Raw genomic sequence first — 16,400 nt, 5'->3', positions numbered from 1 at the left:
ATGACGTGCAATGTCCTCTTTCTCCATCAGAACTTTCCCGGACAGTACAAGCTGCTTTCCCGTGAAATCAGCAATCGCGACGGGTTCAAGGTCGTCGCCATGGGGCAAAAGCAACCCTTCGGAGCCGATTTCGGCCCGGTTCAATACGAAGCCTATAGCTCCGGACCGGGCCATTCGTCTGACGTGTTCCCGCCGCTAACGTTCTTCTCGGAGCAGGTTCGCCGGGGCGACACGGTTCGCCGGCGGCTGCAGGATCTGAAGCGGCGCGGCTTCACGCCCGGTCTATGCTTCGTCCACCCCGGATGGGGCGAAGCCTTGTTCATCCGGGACATCTTCCCAGAGACAAAGCTGATTTCCTATCTGGAATACTGCTACCGGAGCAGCGCCAGCGATCTGGATTTCGATGCGGAGTTCCAGGCGCCGTCAGTGGATCTGCAATATGTTTCCCTGCGCAATCTTCCCACGATGCAAGCTGCAGCGGTCTCGGATGCTCTCGTATCGCCGACGCGCTGGCAGGCGGAGACATTCCCAATGCCCTTGGCGCAACGGATCAACATCATCCACGAAGGCATCGACACGGATTTCGTACATCCCGCGCCGGCCGTTCCCCTATCGGTCCCGAACGGCACGATCCAGCCCGGACAGATCCTCGTCACCTATGTGGCGCGCTCCCTGGAACCCTATCGTGGCTTCCATACATTCATGCGGGCCCTTCCCTACCTGCAGAAACTCCTGCCCCATGCCCGGGTGGCGATCGTGGGCAAGGAGCCGACGAGCTACGGGCGCAGTCCCGGTCGGGGTCGGACTTGGAAGCAGGTGATGATCGAAGAGATCGGCTCGAAGGTTGATTGGGAGCGGGTCCATTTTCTCGGGACCTTGCCCTATGACAGTCTGATCAACCTCTTCCGCCTGTCAACCGTGCATGTTTACCTGACATATCCGTTCGTGCTGTCGTGGTCCCTGCTCGAGGCGATGGCGACTGGCTGCGCGATCGTCGGATCGGCCACAGACCCGGTCATGGAGATGATCCAGGATAGCCACAACGGCGTGCTGACGGATTTCTTCGATGAGCGGGCGCTTGCCGCGCGGATCGCGTCACTTGCGGATAACCGGGACTTGCGCCACCACCTCTCAGCCCGCGCCCGTCAAACTGCCCGTGATCGGTTCGATTTCAGAACAGTTTGCCTGCCGGCCTACGAGCGCCTGATCCAGCAGACGCTCGCGCGGTAGGCTCTGGAGCGCCACGCTTGTAGCGCTCAGGATCTCACCGGCCCTTGGCGGCCGCCTTTGCGGGGGGCTTCACATCTTGGGCGGCGACATTACGATTGCCCTTCACCGCATCGAGGCAATCTGCATAGGCATCGAGGAGCCACTCCCGATCAAACACCACGCCTGTTTCTCGGGTCTGCTCATGCTCAAGCTGCGCGAGATAGCGCAGCAGCGCGAATGCCACGACCTCCGGGCTGTCCCCCTCGAGATTGACCGCGCGGCTGCTGGTCGCATCGCCCCTCTGGTGCTCCGTCATCTGTCCTGTACGCCCCATTGCCATTGGATTCTCCTATTCTTCCTTGAGAGCAAAATCGTAGATCTTCAACACGGGATCCAGGAAATACGCGAGAATGGTCCGCTTGCCCGTCTCGATCGTGACCTGTGCCGGCATGCCCGGTGTCAGCTCGACATGAGCCTTCTCGATCTCTGTGGGATCCACCCTGACGACGCCTTTGTAGTAGATCCGGTTTGTCGCCCTGTCTTCGAAGCGATCGGCGGACACTTTCTCCAGCATCGCGGGGATCGCCTTATGATAGCGCTGACGGTAAGGCAAGAAGTGGATGCTGGCCGTCTGCCCCGGCCGTACGCGGTTGACATCCGTCGGATTGATCTCCACAGCGACCACGAGCGGTTCATCCTTCGGCACGATCTCCAGGGCCGTCTGCCCAGGGGTGAGGGCTGCGCCGGGTCCGAAGACCGTAAGGCCATACACGTATCCGCTTTCCGGGGCGACGATGACGGCCTGGTCCAGCTTTCGTTGCGCTGACGTCAGTCGCGGTTCAATCTCCGCCAGACGGGAGTCGTTCTCGGCACTATCTCGTGCAATGCTCTCGAGCCGTTCCTTAGTGAGTTGATCAATCTGGATCTCGGCCGCGCGGATCCTGTCCTCCTCAGCCGTGACGGAACCAGAAACGGAGGAAATGTCGCCCCGCAGGGCCGCGGCAGACCGCTCTAGGGTGAGCACGCGCGGACGTGCGATAAGGCCCTTCTCCAGGAGCGGCTGCAGCGATTTGAGTTCATCTTCGATGCTGAGTAGTTGGGTCTGGGAGGCATGGGAACGGTCTTGTAACGCCTTGATCTGACGGCGACTGCCCTCGATCTGCTGCTGCAGCAGGCTGATCTGCCCAAGATAGGCTGCGTGTCGTGCCGCCAGAAGTCCGAGTTCCTGCTGGTAGAACATCTGGATCTGTGGGTCCGTCGTCTGGTCGCGCAAGGCCTCGGGAAAGATGATCTCGGCGGCGTTCGTCCGCTCCGCATGAAGGCGGGCTGCGCGCAGAAGGGCTGCAGCGCGGCCGCTGCTCAAGACGGTGGCCTCGGCTCTGGCGTCGGCTAGTTCAAGCTGCACGAGCTTCTGCCCCTTTTCGACGAACTGCCCCTCGCGCACAAAGACGACGCCGACCTCGCCGCCCGTGGGGTGCTGAACCGCCTTGCGGTTTCCCTCAACGGTCACCACCCCGGAGGTGATAGCGGCACTTGCGACCGACATGGATGACGACCAGGCCGCCACAAGACCCAGGAGGGCCAGAGCGGCAAGGCCTCCGAAAAGCACAGGTCCGGAGGCCGAGTCGTTGACCGGCGAGCCTTTGACAGCCACTGCGGGAAGCTGATTACTCATGCGCCTGCGCCACTTTCTTGACGATTGTCGGTCGACCGAGTTGCTTGAAGACCTCGGAGGTGGCGCCAAAGCTCACCAGTATGCCCTCCTTCAGTATGGCGGCGTGGTCGAGATGCATGACCAGATTGGGCCGGTGAGTGATCAGGATCACCGTGGTGCCGCGCTCCTTCAGCTCCCGCATGCAGGCGATCAGCGCCTCCTCGCCGGGCCCGTCGAGATTGGAGTTCGGTTCATCGAGAACGACGATGGAAGGATGCCCTATGATAGCGCGCGCCAGAGCAATCAGCTGGCGCTGCCCGCCTGAGAGCAGCGCGCCGTCGTTCAGTGCGGTCTCATAGCCTTTTGGAAGCCGCAGGATTACGTCATGCACGCGCGCTCTCATGGCCGCATCGATGATTGCCTCGTCGGAGAACATACCGAAGCGGCCGATATTCTCGGCAACGGTGCCGGGCAAGAGGCTGACGCTCTGGGGAAGATAGCCGATGAAGCGTCCCAAATCCTCGTTGCTCCACTGGTCCAGTTCTGCTCCATCGAAACGGACGGACCCTGCGGTGGGGGCGCAGGCTCCCCGTCAGGACCCGCGCCAGGGTCGTCTTGCCGGATCCGTTCAAGCCGACGAGGCCCAGGCTCTCGCCGGCCCGAACACCAAAACTGATCCGCTTCAGCACGGCCTGATCCGATCCGGCAGGCAGGAAGGTCAGATCCTGGCAGGTGATCGTTCCCGCCGGGCGCGGCAGTTGCAGCGATGTCGAGGGCTCCGGGGTGTGCTTGAGCGCCGCATTGATGCGTCTCATGGCCTCCTTGACCGGGTGGTAATCCTCCCAGGCCGCGATCAGCTGATCTACAGGCTTCATAGCAAAGCCGAAAATGAAGATCGACGCAAAAACAACCCCGAATGGGACCTCGCCATTGATGACCTGGATCGCGCCCGCGGCCATGAGAGCGCCCTGCATCAGAATGCGAGCCGAGCCGAGAAAGGACGAGAAAACGACGCCCCGTCCGCTGGCGATCAACTGCTCCTCGATGGCCTTATCGCGTTCCCGGCGCCAGCAGACGACGACAGCATTTAACATTCCAAGGCCAACCACAGCCTCGGCCGAACGTGTGACTGCTTCGCTGAAATGGTGCGATGCGTTCGCGACCACATTGGCGTTGATTAGGGCCCGTTTCGTGAGAATGGAATTGGCCACCGTCGCCGCCGCAGAAATAGCAATGCAGATCCCTGCAACTGTGCCGATGATGGGATCCAGAACGATGAGGACGCCCAGGAACAGGAACCCCCAAGGCATATCGAGCGCAGCCAGAGCTCCTTTGCCGGTCACAAACTGGCGGTAGCTGTCCAAGTCGCGGATGAGCTGCGCGTTGGACGGTCCCGTGCCGTTTGCTGACCGGCGGACGACAACCTTAAATAGCCGGTCAGCCAGCCGGCGCTCGATCCGCGCCGAGGCACGCACCAGAAGTGTGCCCCGTACCCACTGAAAAATACCCTTCGCACAGACGGCAGTCGCTAGGCCAATCACCAGAGCGATGAGCGTCTCCCAACTCTTAGCCGGAATGACCCGGTCGTAAAGCTGGATCATAAAGATCGGATAGGCCAGCAGAAGGATGTTGACGCCGCTGTCGAAACACAGCGCGAACAGGAAATGCTGCCGGCACGCTTTCAGTGCATCCGCAACGTCCTCGACCTGAGAGGGGGAATAGCGATGACTGCTCATGATCTGTCACCTCAACCAGGCCGATAAAGATTGGACTTATTCAGCGGCCACGTGGCCAACGCGCTTGCGAACCCGGAGCCTCGCCGCAGGTGATGATTTGTGCAGAATCTGCAGGCTGTAAGAATCAATTTGCGCATGAAAGTCATCGTGACAATCGGTTGTCCCGGTGCGGGTGAAACGGAGGTTATCATCAATCTTCAATGTCTCACCCGCCGCGCCCTGAAACGCCTGGACTAGGATGAAGCCTTCGAGGGTATAGAAGCACGGTGTCGCCTCAAGGTTCGGCCTAACTCCGGGAGCTACGGCGGCCGCGATGATCCGATCAGCCAAGCCGGCTCCCGCCTCGCTGCGGTTCAGGCTTGCAAGCCGGACCACAGATGCATTGTCCTGACCGGCAGCGCCAAGGCCTGAATCGGCGCCGACGAGAATTCCATTCGGCCGTGATTCGAGCTTCGACAGGATCTGGGGTAGCCAGCCGCTCAGCCGGGGAGCCACTCCGGCCCGGCAGAGAATCTGCGGGCGCGCACTCGCAAAGAATTGCCGTGCGACCTGCGCGTCTGTGGTCCGCGAGCTGAAGATGGACAGACGAAAATCCACGGCATACATCCGCGTCCAGTTGCGGGCCGCCGTCTCGAGCGCCGCCGTCAGACGCGGATCGAACAGACAAAGGTGGACGGAGAACGGCGTGTTCCGTGTAGTGAGCGACAAGCCCAGGACTGTGCGGTGCAGTGCCTCGAGATCACGCCCCACAAACACGACGATGTCGGCATAGGGTTTGGCGGTTTCGTCTGTCAGATCGATGATCTGCAGGAGACCGGGCGCCACGTCCGCCTCCGCGGCAGCTGCCAGGGGATGAAGGACGGTTTCGAATGTTTTGCGATTGACCAGGGCCAGGGGTGCGAATTCCTGTGCCAGAGCGCGATTTCTGGTATCCGCCGCATCAGTCTCGCGGATCCAGGTGGCATTCGGCTGTCCGGCGCAGACCCATGACAGCTTGAAGCAGCGCGAGGTGGATCGCGGCCCGAACGCCGTCACGACGATCTGCTGTCGGAACTCGCCGGCCTCGCTGTCGACATCTCGCGCGATGATCGCGCTGTCGAGATCCTCCCTCTCGCCGAAGGCCTCGATTCTGAGTTGCCTCAGGTCCGCCGGTTCGCCCGCAATGCTGAGGAAAAAGGCTACATCACCGGAGTCCGGCAACCGGACAGCCCGGAACAGCCTGATGGTCCCTTCATCCGAATGAACTGAGGTCTGAGCCCGGCAACGGCCCGCAGCCCACGCCGCAAGCTCCTCGGAGGGACCTTCGACGATTCCGTGCAGGGCCTCGACAAGTTCGGGGCCGTCGGCGGCGTCCGTGAAAGGGGCAGCAGGCCGCACCGGTCTCACGTCGAGATTGATCCGGACCAGGGAGCCCTGGATCTCGAGATAGGCATACGGTGCATCGATGGCATCAAGCCAGAGGGTCAACTTGCCGTCGCGATTGTGAAGAACCTTTGCCTCGATGCGGCGCAAGCCGTGACCCGTCACGGCATAGATGGTAATGTCGCTCTCTTGGCACGTGGCATCGACTTCGATGAGGCAGCCTTCGGGAAATACACTGATGAGGTGGGCGGGAGCCTGCCAAGTGCTGATGAACGCAAGATACCGCTCGAGGACGGGGGATGATCCCTGCGCGCTTGTAAAGCGATTGGCGATGAGGCTTAGCGCCCGCCGGGTCTCTCCGTCGTCCCAGCGCGCAAGCCGCGCGAGCCCATGACAGCTGACCTCATGACCATCGACCGCAGTCACGTCCAGCGCGCACTCGGCGCCGTCCCGGAGGCTCACACCGTCTACGAACAGGACCTCGAGATTCTGGCCAGGGCGAAGTAGCTTTTTGCGCTCGTGGATGGACGCAGCAGCGCCCGCCACCCGGAGGCCGGCAAGTGTGCCGCCCTCGAGGCGAGGACACCAGACGAAGGACGCACCGGCCGAATACGGGACGACGAAAACCGGAAGAGCTTCCGGAGGATTAACCACCGGAAGCTCCAATTCGCCGTTTGGAGTAGCAAGCATCAGAAGTGGAAGAACGAGCTGTTGATATCGTTCGGATCATAGCCGACCAGCTTGAATTTCGTGCCATCCGCCTTCACAGTCACGACTGTATTGCCATGGCCGTCGCTCTTGAGAGACAGGCTGCTGAATTTCGTCGCTGCAGTGCCGGACAGGTCGATGACATCCTCATTCTGGTTAAAGTCGGCGATCGTATCGATATCGCCGCGCGCTCCCTTCTGAATGTCGAAGGTGTCGTGGCCTTCGCCGCCCCGTAAGACGTCGGAGCCCGTGCCGCCGAAGAGCGTGTCGCTTCCGTCTCCGCCTAGCAGCGTGTCCTTGCCGGCGCCGCCGAAGAGCACGTCGTCGCCGACGAGACCATCCAGAAGATCGTTGCCGGAGCCGCCATCCAGGAGGTCATTGCCCTCCTGGCCAAACAGGCGGTCGCTGCCGTTGTCGCCGTAGAGGCGATCACTCCCGCTTCCGCCATAAAGCAGGTCGCTGTCGTCGCCGCCCTTGAGGGTGTCGTTGCCGACACCGCCACTGAGCAGGTCATTGTCGTCGCCGCCAAGGATTGAGTCGTTACCTGCGTCACCGAAGAGCGTATCGCGACCACCTTCACCGAAGATGCTGTCGTTACCTGCCCCACCGGCCACAACGTCCTTGCCGATACCTGCCTTGATCAGGTTGTTGCCGTCGTTGCCTGCGATCCGATCGTCCAGAGAGCTGCCGGTGACCTTGGCGTTTGTATCGCCGGTCAGAACGACGCCCCGGAACCCGGTGCCCTTAATGTTGATCGAGCTGCTGGTCTCGACAGTATCGAAGCCGCGCGGAGCCCCTTCACGCTCGCCAGCTTGTCGCCGCTGCCGAGAATCACGTAGTCGGATCCACTCGTTCCCTTTACGACCGAGTGCGCTGGATTCTGACTGAAGTCCCGGACGCGAAACGAGTCGTCGCCAAGAGAGTTCTTGATACCTCTCAAGAAATAGCTGTACGCCTCCTGCGACACAGCTCCGTCGAATGCACTAGCAACAGATGCCATCTCTACCCCTTAATGGGGCGCACATCGCCCCAAGCTACCCATTTCGAGAGGCTCCCATATACGCAATGGGAGGTGCGAAATGGATCACTGATCCATCACAGATGGAAGGCCGCGACGAGAATTCTTTGCCACGAGTTGAAATTCGGGCCGCTACTCATCTGGCTCAAACCGGGATATCTAAGAAGGGCGTTAGGTTCAGGATCGAACAGGCCGCGTCGCTTGCCGACCACTCTGCGAACTTGGCGTTTTCCGCAGCGAAACCAATCGGCGCCATTCTTGTGGACCACCAGTTGGCGCCGGCGTACTCGTCAAGGATCACAGCTCCTGCGCCTGAAGCTGAGCCAGGAGTGCGCGTCCGTATCTGGTCTTAGAGAGTGCGCGGGCAGCATGTTCAAAGGTATTTTGGTCAATCCAGCGCTCCCGGTAGGCGATCTCCTCCGGGGAAGCGATCAGCTGACCTTGGCGTGATTGCAGCACGTGGACGAACTCGGATGCCTCCAGCAGCGATTCGTGCGTTCCCGCATCGAGCCATGTGTATCCACGGCCGAGTTGCTCCACATGCAGGCTTCCTTGGGAGAGATATCGATTGTTGAGGTCGGTGATCTCTAATTCGCCACGCGCCGAAGGCTTTAGGCTCTTGGCGAGGTCGATCGCCTGCTCATCGTAGAAATAGAGTCCGATCACCGCCCAGTGCGATTTGGGTCTGGCCGGCTTCTCCTCAATGGAGGTCGCCCGCCCCTGGTCATCGAAGGCCACGATGCCGTAACGCTGCGGGTCCTCGACCCGATAACCAAAGACCGTGGTGCCTTCCCGACGCGCATGGGCCCGTGTGAGGACCTCAGAGAGACCGTGGCCGTAGATCAGGTTGTCGCCGAGAACCAGACAGGAGGGGTGACCACGCACGAAGTCCTCGCCGATGACGAAGGCCTGGGCGAGTCCATCGGGGCTCGGCTGAACAGCGTACTCAAGGCGAACGCCCCATTGTCGTCCGGTTCCGAGAACCCTCTTGAAGGCCGCTTGGTCCTCCCGAGTGGTGATGATCAGGATATCCCGGATTCCCGCCAGCATGAGGGTGGTGAGCGGGTAGTAGATCATGGGTTTGTCGAAGATCGGCAGGAGCTGCTTCGACGTGCCAAGCGTCAGCGGGTGGAGACGGGTGCCGGAGCCCCCGGCGAGAATGATGCCCTTGCGGTCCATGGTGCTTTCCTTGTTGTGCCCTCTGCCTGGGCTCTAGGATGCAGTGAAGAGCTGTGGCAGCAGCCGCTCGATCGCGGCGTCGACGGCACTCTCCCAGGGCTGCGCGGTGTAGCCGAAGGTTCGGCGGAACAGGCTGGAGTTCAGCACCGAGTTAACTGGTCGCTTGGCCGGCGTGGGATATTCGTCTGTCCGGATTGGAACGAGGGCCGGGGCACGTCCCGTGAAGCGGCGCTGCGCCATGATGATCCGCTGCGCAAAACCGTGCCACGTGGTCGCCCCTGAACCGGCACAATGGTAGGTGCCGTAAGGCACCTTTCCCTCTCTGAGGTGTTGCGCCACGGTGAGGAGAGCTTGGGCGAGATCGGTTGTGGAGGTGGGGCACCCGTGCTGGTCGGCGACAATTCTCAGTTCATTGCGCTCGCCGGTCAGCCTCAGAATCGTTTTGAGGAAGTTCGCACCGTAGACCCCATACACCCAGGAGGTCCGCACGATTACATGCCGGGGCGCATGGAACCGGATCGCCTCCTCGCCGGCCGCCTTGCTGCGGCCGTAGACGCCGAGCGGCGCGACAGGATCGTTCTCGCGGTAAGCGCCAATCTTGGTTCCGTCAAAGACGTAATCCGTCGATACATGAACCAGCGGGATACCGACGGACGCGCAGGCGCTCGCGAGGACCTCAGGTCCTATAGCGTTGGCGCGAAAGGCTTCCGCGGCTTCGGTCTCGGCCCGATCAACCTTGGTGTAGGCACCCGCATTGATGACGACGGTCGGTTTCAGGCCGTCGAGGACACGCTGGACGGCGGCCTCATCAGCGATACTAACCTCTGCCCGCCCCAGTCCGGTCAGGGCTGTGCCCGCCAAGTGGGCGGTCTCAGTCAGCTCCTGCCCGAGCTGACCACCGCTGCCGAAGACCAAGATCATGCCGCTGTCCCCAGCCGTTCGCCGCGATAGATGCCGGAGCGGATCCGCTCCCACCAGATGCGGTTGTCCAGGTACCAGCACACAGTCTTGGCCAGTCCTGTCTCAAACGTGTCCTGGGGGATCCAGCCCAGCTCCCGGCTGATTTTGGAGGCATCAATAGCGTAGCGCTGGTCGTGCCCGGGGCGGTCCTTGACAAAGGTGATCAGCCTGTCGCGCGGTCCGATGCGCGTGTCAGGGGCGATCTCGTCCAGATTGGCGCAGATCGCCCGGACTACTTCGAGATTGGTCTTCTCGTTGTGGCCGCCGATATTGTAGCTCTCGCCGACGCGGCCTCGCTCAGCGATCGTGACAAGGGCTCGGGCATGATCTTCGACATAGAGCCAGTCTCGCACATTCGAGCCGTCGCCATAGACTGGCAGAGGCCTACCTTCGAGCGCATTGAGAATGACAAGTGGGATCAGTTTTTCCGGAAAGTGATAGGGACCGTAGTTGTTGGAGCAATTGCTAATTACGATCGGCAAGCCATAGGTGTGGTGCCAAGCGCGCACAAGGTGATCTGAGGCCGCTTTCGAGGAGGAGTAAGGCGAGCGCGGATCATAAGGAGTGCTTTCCGTGAAATAGCCTTCAGGGCCGAGAGAGCCGAAGACCTCGTCAGTCGAGATGTGGTGGAAACGGAATGCCTCCTTCTCCACGCAGGACAGGAGCTGCCAGTAGGCCAGGGCGGCTTGCAGCAGGGTGTAGGTACCAACGACATTGGTCTCGATGAACGCGCCTGGCCCGTCGATCGAGCGGTCAACGTGGCTCTCGGCTGCCAAGTGCATGATGACTTCAGGGCGATAGGAGGTGATGATCTCCTGCATCAGCGGCGCGTCCACTATGTCCGCCTGCACGAAGCGATAGCGGGGACTGCTGGCGACCGTTTCGACAGAGTCTAAGTTGCCCGCATAGGTCAGCTTGTCGAGAATGAGCACGTGATGCTCCGTCTCGGCGATCAGGTGGCGCGTGACCGCCGAACCAATGAAGCCGGCGCCGCCGGTGACGAGAATGCGCTTTGCTGCCATGAGTATAACTTTAACCTGAATTAGGAGACGCGGCGTAGCAGGCCTAGGCGAGCGCGGTAGACAGTGCGTAGCGGAAGGGCGAGACGAAGTCGGAGAAAGCAAGTAGGGACTTGTCCTTCTCAGACAGGAGCACGTCCTCAGGCACAATCGGCCACTGGATGGCAAGGGTCCGATCGTTCCAGGCTAGGCCGGCATCACACTCGGGTGAGTAGAAGCCGTCCACCTTGTAGGCGACCTCGGTATTGGGCTCGAGCGTGCAGTAGCCGTGGGCGAAGCCGCGCGGCACCAATAGCTGTTCGCCTCCCTCCGCAGTGAGTGTCGCACCCACCCATCCCCCGTAGGTGGGCGAGCCCGTCCGAAGATCGACCGCGACATCGAAGATGCTCCCACGAATGGCGCGGACCAACTTGGCCTGAGGCTTGGGCGGCCGCTGGAAGTGCAATCCTCGCAAAGTCCCCCTCGCGGAGGAGAAGGCTTGGTTATCTTGGACGAAGGCGATATCCCCGAGCGCCTGGGCAAAGGAGCGTTCGTTATAGATTTCGCTGAACCATCCCCGATCATCGCGGAAACGGCGCGGCGTCAGCAAGATGATGTCAGGAATGTTGGTCGGCTTCACGATAAGATCGGACATGTGCCCCTGCTCTGCCCAACGGTAGGGAGGAGATTAGCTAATACTGCTTACTCTATACACTTGGCTCCCTGGTGGTAGATCACCGATTCATTACAGACCGGAGTGCGCTCCCTGAGATGGTAGGCCCGCCTAAGGGTTTAACCCGGGCTGCTACTGTTGTTATTCGAGCACTCGTTTCGCACGAGAGACCTTTTCGAGGATAGCTGCGGCAGAGGCCGTCGAGGCGAAGGGCTTCGGACCAGCATTGTAGCGGCTAGGTGTGAGTTCTGATCAGGTTGTTCCGGCGAGAGCCTGAGCCGGTGTTCGTCGACCGAGACTACCATGCGGGCGCTGCTGATTGTACCAGGTGAGCCATCGCGGCAGATCAGCAACTCGAGCATGCGATGAGCTGAATGGGATCGCATAGGCCCATTCCCGCAGCAGCGTCTGGATGAAGCGCTCGGCCTTGCCGTTGGTTTTCGGCGTGTAGGGTCTCGTGCGGATGTGCCGGATCCCGAGCAGCCTCAGTGCTTTGCGGAACAGCCGTGCGACGTAGCCGGACCCATTGTCGGTCATCACCCGCTCGACCCGGACGCCGCGCGCTCTGACCAGGAAAGCCGTGGTCGAGCGACGGGTCTCATCCGGCAGCACTTCGACATAGGCCAGCCGAGTGGCGTCATCGATGGCCACATGGAAGCAGTCGTAGCCTGCCCCAGCACTCGCATGGCGTCGGTCACCCGTAATGCGATGACCGATCCGCTCGAAGCGAGCCAACTTCTTGATGTCGAGGTGGATCAACTCGCCAGGGTGCTGGCGCTGATAGCGCCGCGGCGGCTGCTTCGGCTCCAGAGCCGTCAAGTGACCCAAGCCGCGCCGGGTGAGCCAGGCCGCCACGGTGGAGCGGGCAAGGTTGAGCTTGCCGGCGATCTCGTCAGCGGTGAGCCGGTACTCCCGCCGGAGCATCTCTATCACACCGATCCAGTACTCGGCCGTGCGGTTTGCGACCGTTCGTGGGCAAGAGGAGCGATTATCCAATCCGCTCAGCCCCTCGGCTCTGAAGCGGGCCAGCCACTTGCGAGCGGTGCGCTCGCTGATGCCAAAGCCTCGGGCCACCTCACCAACAGGTTGGCCATCCTCAATGATGCGGCGGATCATTTCCGCTCGACCCAGCCGGGTCGTGCGGGCATTCTGATGCGGGTTGTTCATTCCTCAGGTCCTTGGGGTGAATCGTCTGGCAACGACCACCCTCAGGCCATCAGACGGGATGAACAACCTCCTTAGATCTCACAGCTAGCCCACCCTATTCATGAGACATGTTGATGTCTTCCGTTCTGGACTGCGATCGCAGGGGCTCGTTGCGTCTGTTTCATCGCGATGAGGTCTGGAACATGGGGAACGCGTTGGCAGGAAATGGATGGGCTGATGGGGCGATCGTGGCCCCGCCGTTCATGGCGACGCCGTCCGCGGCCGAGGGGCGAGAGCCCAAACAAGACGGCCGAAGAGGTCGGCTTCGGGGCAGCAGGACGCGTAGGCCAAGCGGATGCGGCTCGCCGTTTCCTGCACCCGCACGGCGATCTTGAGCAGGCGAAGCCGTAGGGTCGCGAACTCGGCTTTGGCGAGATCGCGCGCAGCCGGGATGGCCTCCCGCACCGCCAGCATCAGCCAGTAGGCGGCCGTGTGCAGCACGAGCCGAACCTGGTTGGCCACCGCCCGGCGGCACGAGGTCCGGTCGGAAGCAAGTTGCGCTTTGTGGAACTTGATCCAGTTCTCCGCCTGGCCGCGGGCACAATACAGGCTCTCGTAGACCACCCGTGGGCTGGTTCCCCTGAGGTTGGTGACGACAAAGCGGATGTCGAGGCCCAGGCGGGTGGCCTCGATGCGGGCGACCACCCGGCGCTCGCACGTCCAGCTCCTGGCTTGGTGCTTCGTCTCGGCAAAGCCACGAACAACCTCGCAGTCTTCCACCGCCCTTTGAGTGCGCACCCGCATCCGCCACGTCCTGAACTTTGGCGGTGAGCGGCTTCGTGCCAGCCAGCCCGAACAGATAGCTGAGGCCGTTCTGCTCGCAGAAGTCCATGACTTCGGGACGGGCATAGTGACTGTCACCCCGGATGGTGATGCGTGTCGTCGGCCAACGGGTGCGGATGCGCCGCACCAGCCGGCGCAGATGAGCCCGCACCTCCAGGCCCGAAGGTGTTTTGCCGGGCCGCAGCACGATGGCAACAGGACGGCCGGTGGCGCTGTCGTAGACATGGATCGGCAGAAAGCAGCGCTCGTCATAGTGGGCGTTGAACAGCGAGAGCTGCTGGTGCCCATGCACCACGTCGCAGGTGTCGTCGACGTCCAGCACGACCCCATCCGGCACGGTGGCATAGCTTTCCATCCACTGATCCACCAGAGCATAGGTCAACCGGATGGCATCGCGGATCGTCGGAGCGTTCTCCAGGCGCGAGAGGGTCGGCTGCGAGGCGAGGTCGGCTCCGCTCTCCGGCAAGTGCCCGCAGGCGAGCTTGAACGCCGGATCGGAGCGCAGCGGGCCGAAGTCGTTGCAGTCCTCATAGCCGCACGCGATGGCGAAGATGCGGGCGCGGATCATGTCTGGGATCACGTGCGTCACGCGGCCTGGATCTCGGCGATCGGGGATGAAGCGCGCCAGCCGCTCGGCGATTCCAAGCCGGCGCTCGGCCTGGGCCAGGAGCATGACGCCGCCGTCCGACGACAAGCGCCCGCCGTCGAAAGCAGCGGTGATCTTCTTGCGGGACACGGCTGGAAACGGGAACGTCGCAGTTGTATCGTCCTGCATGGCGGGTGTGGCAGCCTTGAAGGGGTGGCAGGGGTTAGTCTCAGCAACCAAATCCTACGCTGCTTCAAGTGCTTAAGCTACACCCGCCAGCCTTCTCCAGCCACCTCGTGCATAAGAGCGGCTAGGTATCCATGACTGTGGCCTCCAGGTCAGGAATGCTTGGGAAAACGCTGGGCCGGGAGCTCTCCTAAGGATCAGGGCAAAGAAGCGCTCGACTTGGTTGAGCCACGAGGCCGATATTGGCGTGGAGCATAGCTGCAAGCGAGGGTGCAGAGCCAACCAAGCCTTCATTTTCGCGAGCTTGTGTGTCCCGTATTTATCAACGCTTAGGTGTAGGTCGAGGCACTCGTCCTTACCACCATTGTGACGCGCAGAAGCTCCTGATGGCGATGCCACGTCAAGAGTGGCAAACAGAGTCGTAGGGCAAGGTCGTTTATCGTCATGATCATCGTGCTGGGAGCCCCTTCTGTGGCAGAAAGGCCGGCCGGTTGCCGTCGAGTGCCGGATTAGTGACTTTTTATCGACCGCGAGAACCCGGGCGCCATCGCGGGCTGAGATGGAGGCCGCGTGCGTCTGGGCCTTCTCGACGAAGTTATTGTCGGTGGGGAGAAGGATTTCATCAAGTGTGGCTTAAGGTCATGGGCTTGCCAGATCCGCTGCACGCTGATGTGAAATAGCTCCGTGCCAGGTTCCGTTGGGCGCACGCTCCACTTGGTGGCGCGGGGGCGTCTCATGCAGGGCGGGAATTTCCCGGTGCAAAAACCCTGGACCGGATAAACGCCCACGATGGGCGAGATCCCTTGCCGACCGACGAGTACACTGCAGTCCCGCTTATAAATTTTGATTACGATCGCTCATCTGTAATAAATCGGTGACCCGACGTCGTCGCACTATGTGATACGAATTGCTGGCTTGGTCAGGCAAGGCGCCCGTCCGACGGTCCCGGTGGTACAATCGAGCTCTCGCACCCATTCCTTCCTTCCTTCCTGCGCCGCAGTGAAGAGGTTCGCGTCTCGTTGGGCCTTCGCCCGAAACAGGATAAAAATGGCGCCGCTTGGCCGTGATAAAACTGCGGGGCAAGGGATGCATCGATCCGATTCCAAAGGAATTCGCAGGAGCCTAGGCGCGACACCGAGTTGCGGCGGGATCCGCGCAACGATGTTGAAGGACTCACCGCAGCCCACAAGGCACGATCGGACCACGCGCCCCACTCAATGGCTCCCAGCTCCATTCACCGCTCTCGCCATCCCCCGCTGCGACACTTCGCGATGAACAATCCGGATGTTGACTATGCGAAGCGGGTCCACGAGGGGTGCTTCAGAGCTATCCTTGAGGGAGCAGGTGAAAATGGACTGCTCCTACTCAGCGAGCAGGCCATCTTTGATGCCGTCGCGAGCGCGCTGGCGATGCTGCACATGTCACAGGAAGCTCTCCCAACCAAGCAGAGGACCACGATGGCCGCAGAGCAACTGGCCATACGGTTTCAGGAGTGGTCAGCAACGTTCAAGAAGGCCCGAGATGAGGCGCCCCTCCCTGCATCACATTCAAAAAAAGCGATCGCGTCATTAGTGGTCATGAGATGGCAACCTCAAAGCGGCGTTACGGCGCGTGGGCGAGAACCTCAAATAGTAACGTGAATAGCTCCGGAGAAGTACGAATGCCGATCGACACATTTGCAACTATTCAGAACAAGAAAGTCTGTGTTACAGCAGAGAACTCAAAGTACATAGCTGTCGAGACAGAGTATTTTGTTGCCCTACTTAAACCTATTCTCTCGCGCATTCGCGTCGATGCAGAATGGTATCTCTCAAAATACGAAGATGTTCGTACAGCTATCCGCAACGGTGAAATAGCGAGTGCCGTCGATCACTACTGCATCTTCGGCTTCTTCGAGCATCGGATGCCTTATGAAATTACTATCGACGAGGACTGGTATCTCGACCAATATCCTGATGTCAGAGAAGCTGTTGGCGCTCGTACATTTGAGTCGGGGCAGAACCACTTTGAGCAGCGTGGGTACAGAGAGGGACGGTTTCCTTTTGCCCACTTCGGCTTAGAATACGTCTAAGAGGATATGATGGAGTTAGACGACAACATACGAGCCGTATTGTCCGGACCTGCGTCTGTCTCAAGGACGGA

12 protein-coding genes and 2 pseudogenes are annotated in these 16,400 nt (G+C 61.0%); 2 read left to right on the top strand and 12 right to left on the bottom strand.

All coding sequences use genetic code 11. From position 1 onward, the window contains the following. Entirely contained in the window at positions 1-1,230 is a 1,230-nt protein-coding gene (locus ACD578_RS27645) for a glycosyltransferase (protein ID WP_404295210.1), read from the top strand. Positions 1,231-1,264: 34 nt separating this feature from the next. On the opposite strand, the gene ACD578_RS27640 is transcribed toward ACD578_RS27645, so the two are convergent. From ACD578_RS27640 to ACD578_RS27585, 12 genes and pseudogenes are all read right to left on the bottom strand, one after another. After that, positions 1,265-1,549: a hypothetical protein gene (locus ACD578_RS27640; RefSeq protein ID WP_404295207.1), complete on the bottom strand. Its 285-nt coding sequence runs from the start codon at positions 1,547-1,549 to the stop codon at positions 1,265-1,267. Positions 1,550-1,558: 9 nt separating this feature from the next. Further along, positions 1,559-2,884: an HlyD family type I secretion periplasmic adaptor subunit gene (locus ACD578_RS27635; RefSeq protein WP_404295205.1), complete on the bottom strand. Its 1,326-nt coding sequence runs from the start codon at positions 2,882-2,884 to the stop codon at positions 1,559-1,561. Further along, on the bottom strand, positions 2,877-3,404 hold the full coding sequence (locus ACD578_RS27630) for an ATP-binding cassette domain-containing protein (protein WP_404295478.1): 528 nt from the start codon (positions 3,402-3,404) through the stop codon (positions 2,877-2,879). Before ACD578_RS27630 ends, ACD578_RS27635 begins: the two co-directional genes overlap by 8 nt. A 55-nt stretch (positions 3,405-3,459) precedes the next feature. Then, positions 3,460-4,599: pseudogene (locus tag ACD578_RS27625) on the bottom strand (ABC transporter transmembrane domain-containing protein); the annotation flags it as partial. Positions 4,600-4,635: 36 nt separating this feature from the next. Next, the gene (locus ACD578_RS27620; RefSeq protein WP_404295204.1) at positions 4,636-6,615 is read right to left on the bottom strand and encodes a hypothetical protein; all 1,980 of its coding nucleotides are present in this window, start codon (positions 6,613-6,615) and stop codon (positions 4,636-4,638) included. Between the two features lie 35 nt (positions 6,616-6,650). Then, positions 6,651-7,349, bottom strand: coding sequence for a calcium-binding protein (locus ACD578_RS27615; RefSeq protein ID WP_404295475.1), 699 nt, complete (start codon positions 7,347-7,349; stop codon positions 6,651-6,653). A gap of 635 nt (positions 7,350-7,984) precedes the next feature. After that, on the bottom strand, positions 7,985-8,866 hold the full coding sequence (gene rfbA / locus ACD578_RS27610; protein ID WP_404295202.1) for a glucose-1-phosphate thymidylyltransferase RfbA: 882 nt from the start codon (positions 8,864-8,866) through the stop codon (positions 7,985-7,987). A 33-nt stretch (positions 8,867-8,899) separates the two neighbouring features. Then, complete coding sequence (rfbD, locus tag ACD578_RS27605; protein ID WP_404295198.1) at positions 8,900-9,787, bottom strand: dTDP-4-dehydrorhamnose reductase; 888 nt, start codon at positions 9,785-9,787, stop codon at positions 8,900-8,902. Continuing rightward, positions 9,784-10,848, bottom strand: coding sequence for a dTDP-glucose 4,6-dehydratase (gene rfbB, locus ACD578_RS27600; protein WP_404295195.1), 1,065 nt, complete (start codon positions 10,846-10,848; stop codon positions 9,784-9,786). Before rfbB ends, rfbD begins: the two co-directional genes overlap by 4 nt. A gap of 43 nt (positions 10,849-10,891) precedes the next feature. Beyond that, positions 10,892-11,479, bottom strand: a complete 588-nt coding sequence (gene rfbC, locus ACD578_RS27595) for a dTDP-4-dehydrorhamnose 3,5-epimerase (RefSeq protein WP_404295193.1) — start codon at positions 11,477-11,479, stop codon at positions 10,892-10,894. A gap of 270 nt (positions 11,480-11,749) precedes the next feature. Next, complete coding sequence (locus ACD578_RS27590) at positions 11,750-12,664, bottom strand: IS481 family transposase (RefSeq protein ID WP_404295190.1); 915 nt, start codon at positions 12,662-12,664, stop codon at positions 11,750-11,752. 240 nt (positions 12,665-12,904) lie between these two features. Beyond that, positions 12,905-14,261, bottom strand: a pseudogene (locus tag ACD578_RS27585) (IS1380 family transposase). Between the two features lie 1,657 nt (positions 14,262-15,918). On the opposite strand from ACD578_RS27585, the gene ACD578_RS27580 reads away from it, so the two are divergent. After that, a complete protein-coding gene (locus ACD578_RS27580) occupies positions 15,919-16,329 on the top strand; it encodes a hypothetical protein (protein WP_404295187.1) in 411 nt (136 codons plus the stop codon). Positions 16,330-16,400: the final 71 nt, after the last annotated feature.

This window comes from Microvirga sp. RSM25 (assembly GCF_044784385.1).
In the GTDB taxonomy this organism is placed as follows: Bacteria; Pseudomonadota; Alphaproteobacteria; order Rhizobiales; family Beijerinckiaceae; genus Microvirga; species Microvirga tunisiensis.
Note: the sequence above shows the minus strand (reverse complement) of the source record. Positions and strands in the feature narration are given on the sequence as shown.

Excerpts from the sequence above, each read along its gene's own strand:
- ACD578_RS27590 (WP_404295190.1), bottom strand. The coding sequence starts at position 12,664 with ATGAACAACCCGCATCAGAATGCCCGCACGACCCGGCTGGGTCGAGCG.
- rfbA (WP_404295202.1), bottom strand. The coding sequence starts at position 8,866 with ATGGACCGCAAGGGCATCATTCTCGCCGGGGGCTCCGGCACCCGTCTC.
- ACD578_RS27645 (WP_404295210.1), top strand. The coding sequence starts at position 1 with ATGACGTGCAATGTCCTCTTTCTCCATCAGAACTTTCCCGGACAGTAC.
- rfbC (WP_404295193.1), bottom strand. The coding sequence starts at position 11,479 with ATGTCCGATCTTATCGTGAAGCCGACCAACATTCCTGACATCATCTTG.
- ACD578_RS27640 (WP_404295207.1), bottom strand. The coding sequence starts at position 1,549 with ATGGCAATGGGGCGTACAGGACAGATGACGGAGCACCAGAGGGGCGAT.
- ACD578_RS27635 (WP_404295205.1), bottom strand. The coding sequence starts at position 2,884 with ATGAGTAATCAGCTTCCCGCAGTGGCTGTCAAAGGCTCGCCGGTCAAC.
- rfbD (WP_404295198.1), bottom strand. The coding sequence starts at position 9,787 with ATGATCTTGGTCTTCGGCAGCGGTGGTCAGCTCGGGCAGGAGCTGACT.
- ACD578_RS27580 (WP_404295187.1), top strand. The coding sequence starts at position 15,919 with ATGCCGATCGACACATTTGCAACTATTCAGAACAAGAAAGTCTGTGTT.
- rfbB (WP_404295195.1), bottom strand. The coding sequence starts at position 10,848 with ATGGCAGCAAAGCGCATTCTCGTCACCGGCGGCGCCGGCTTCATTGGT.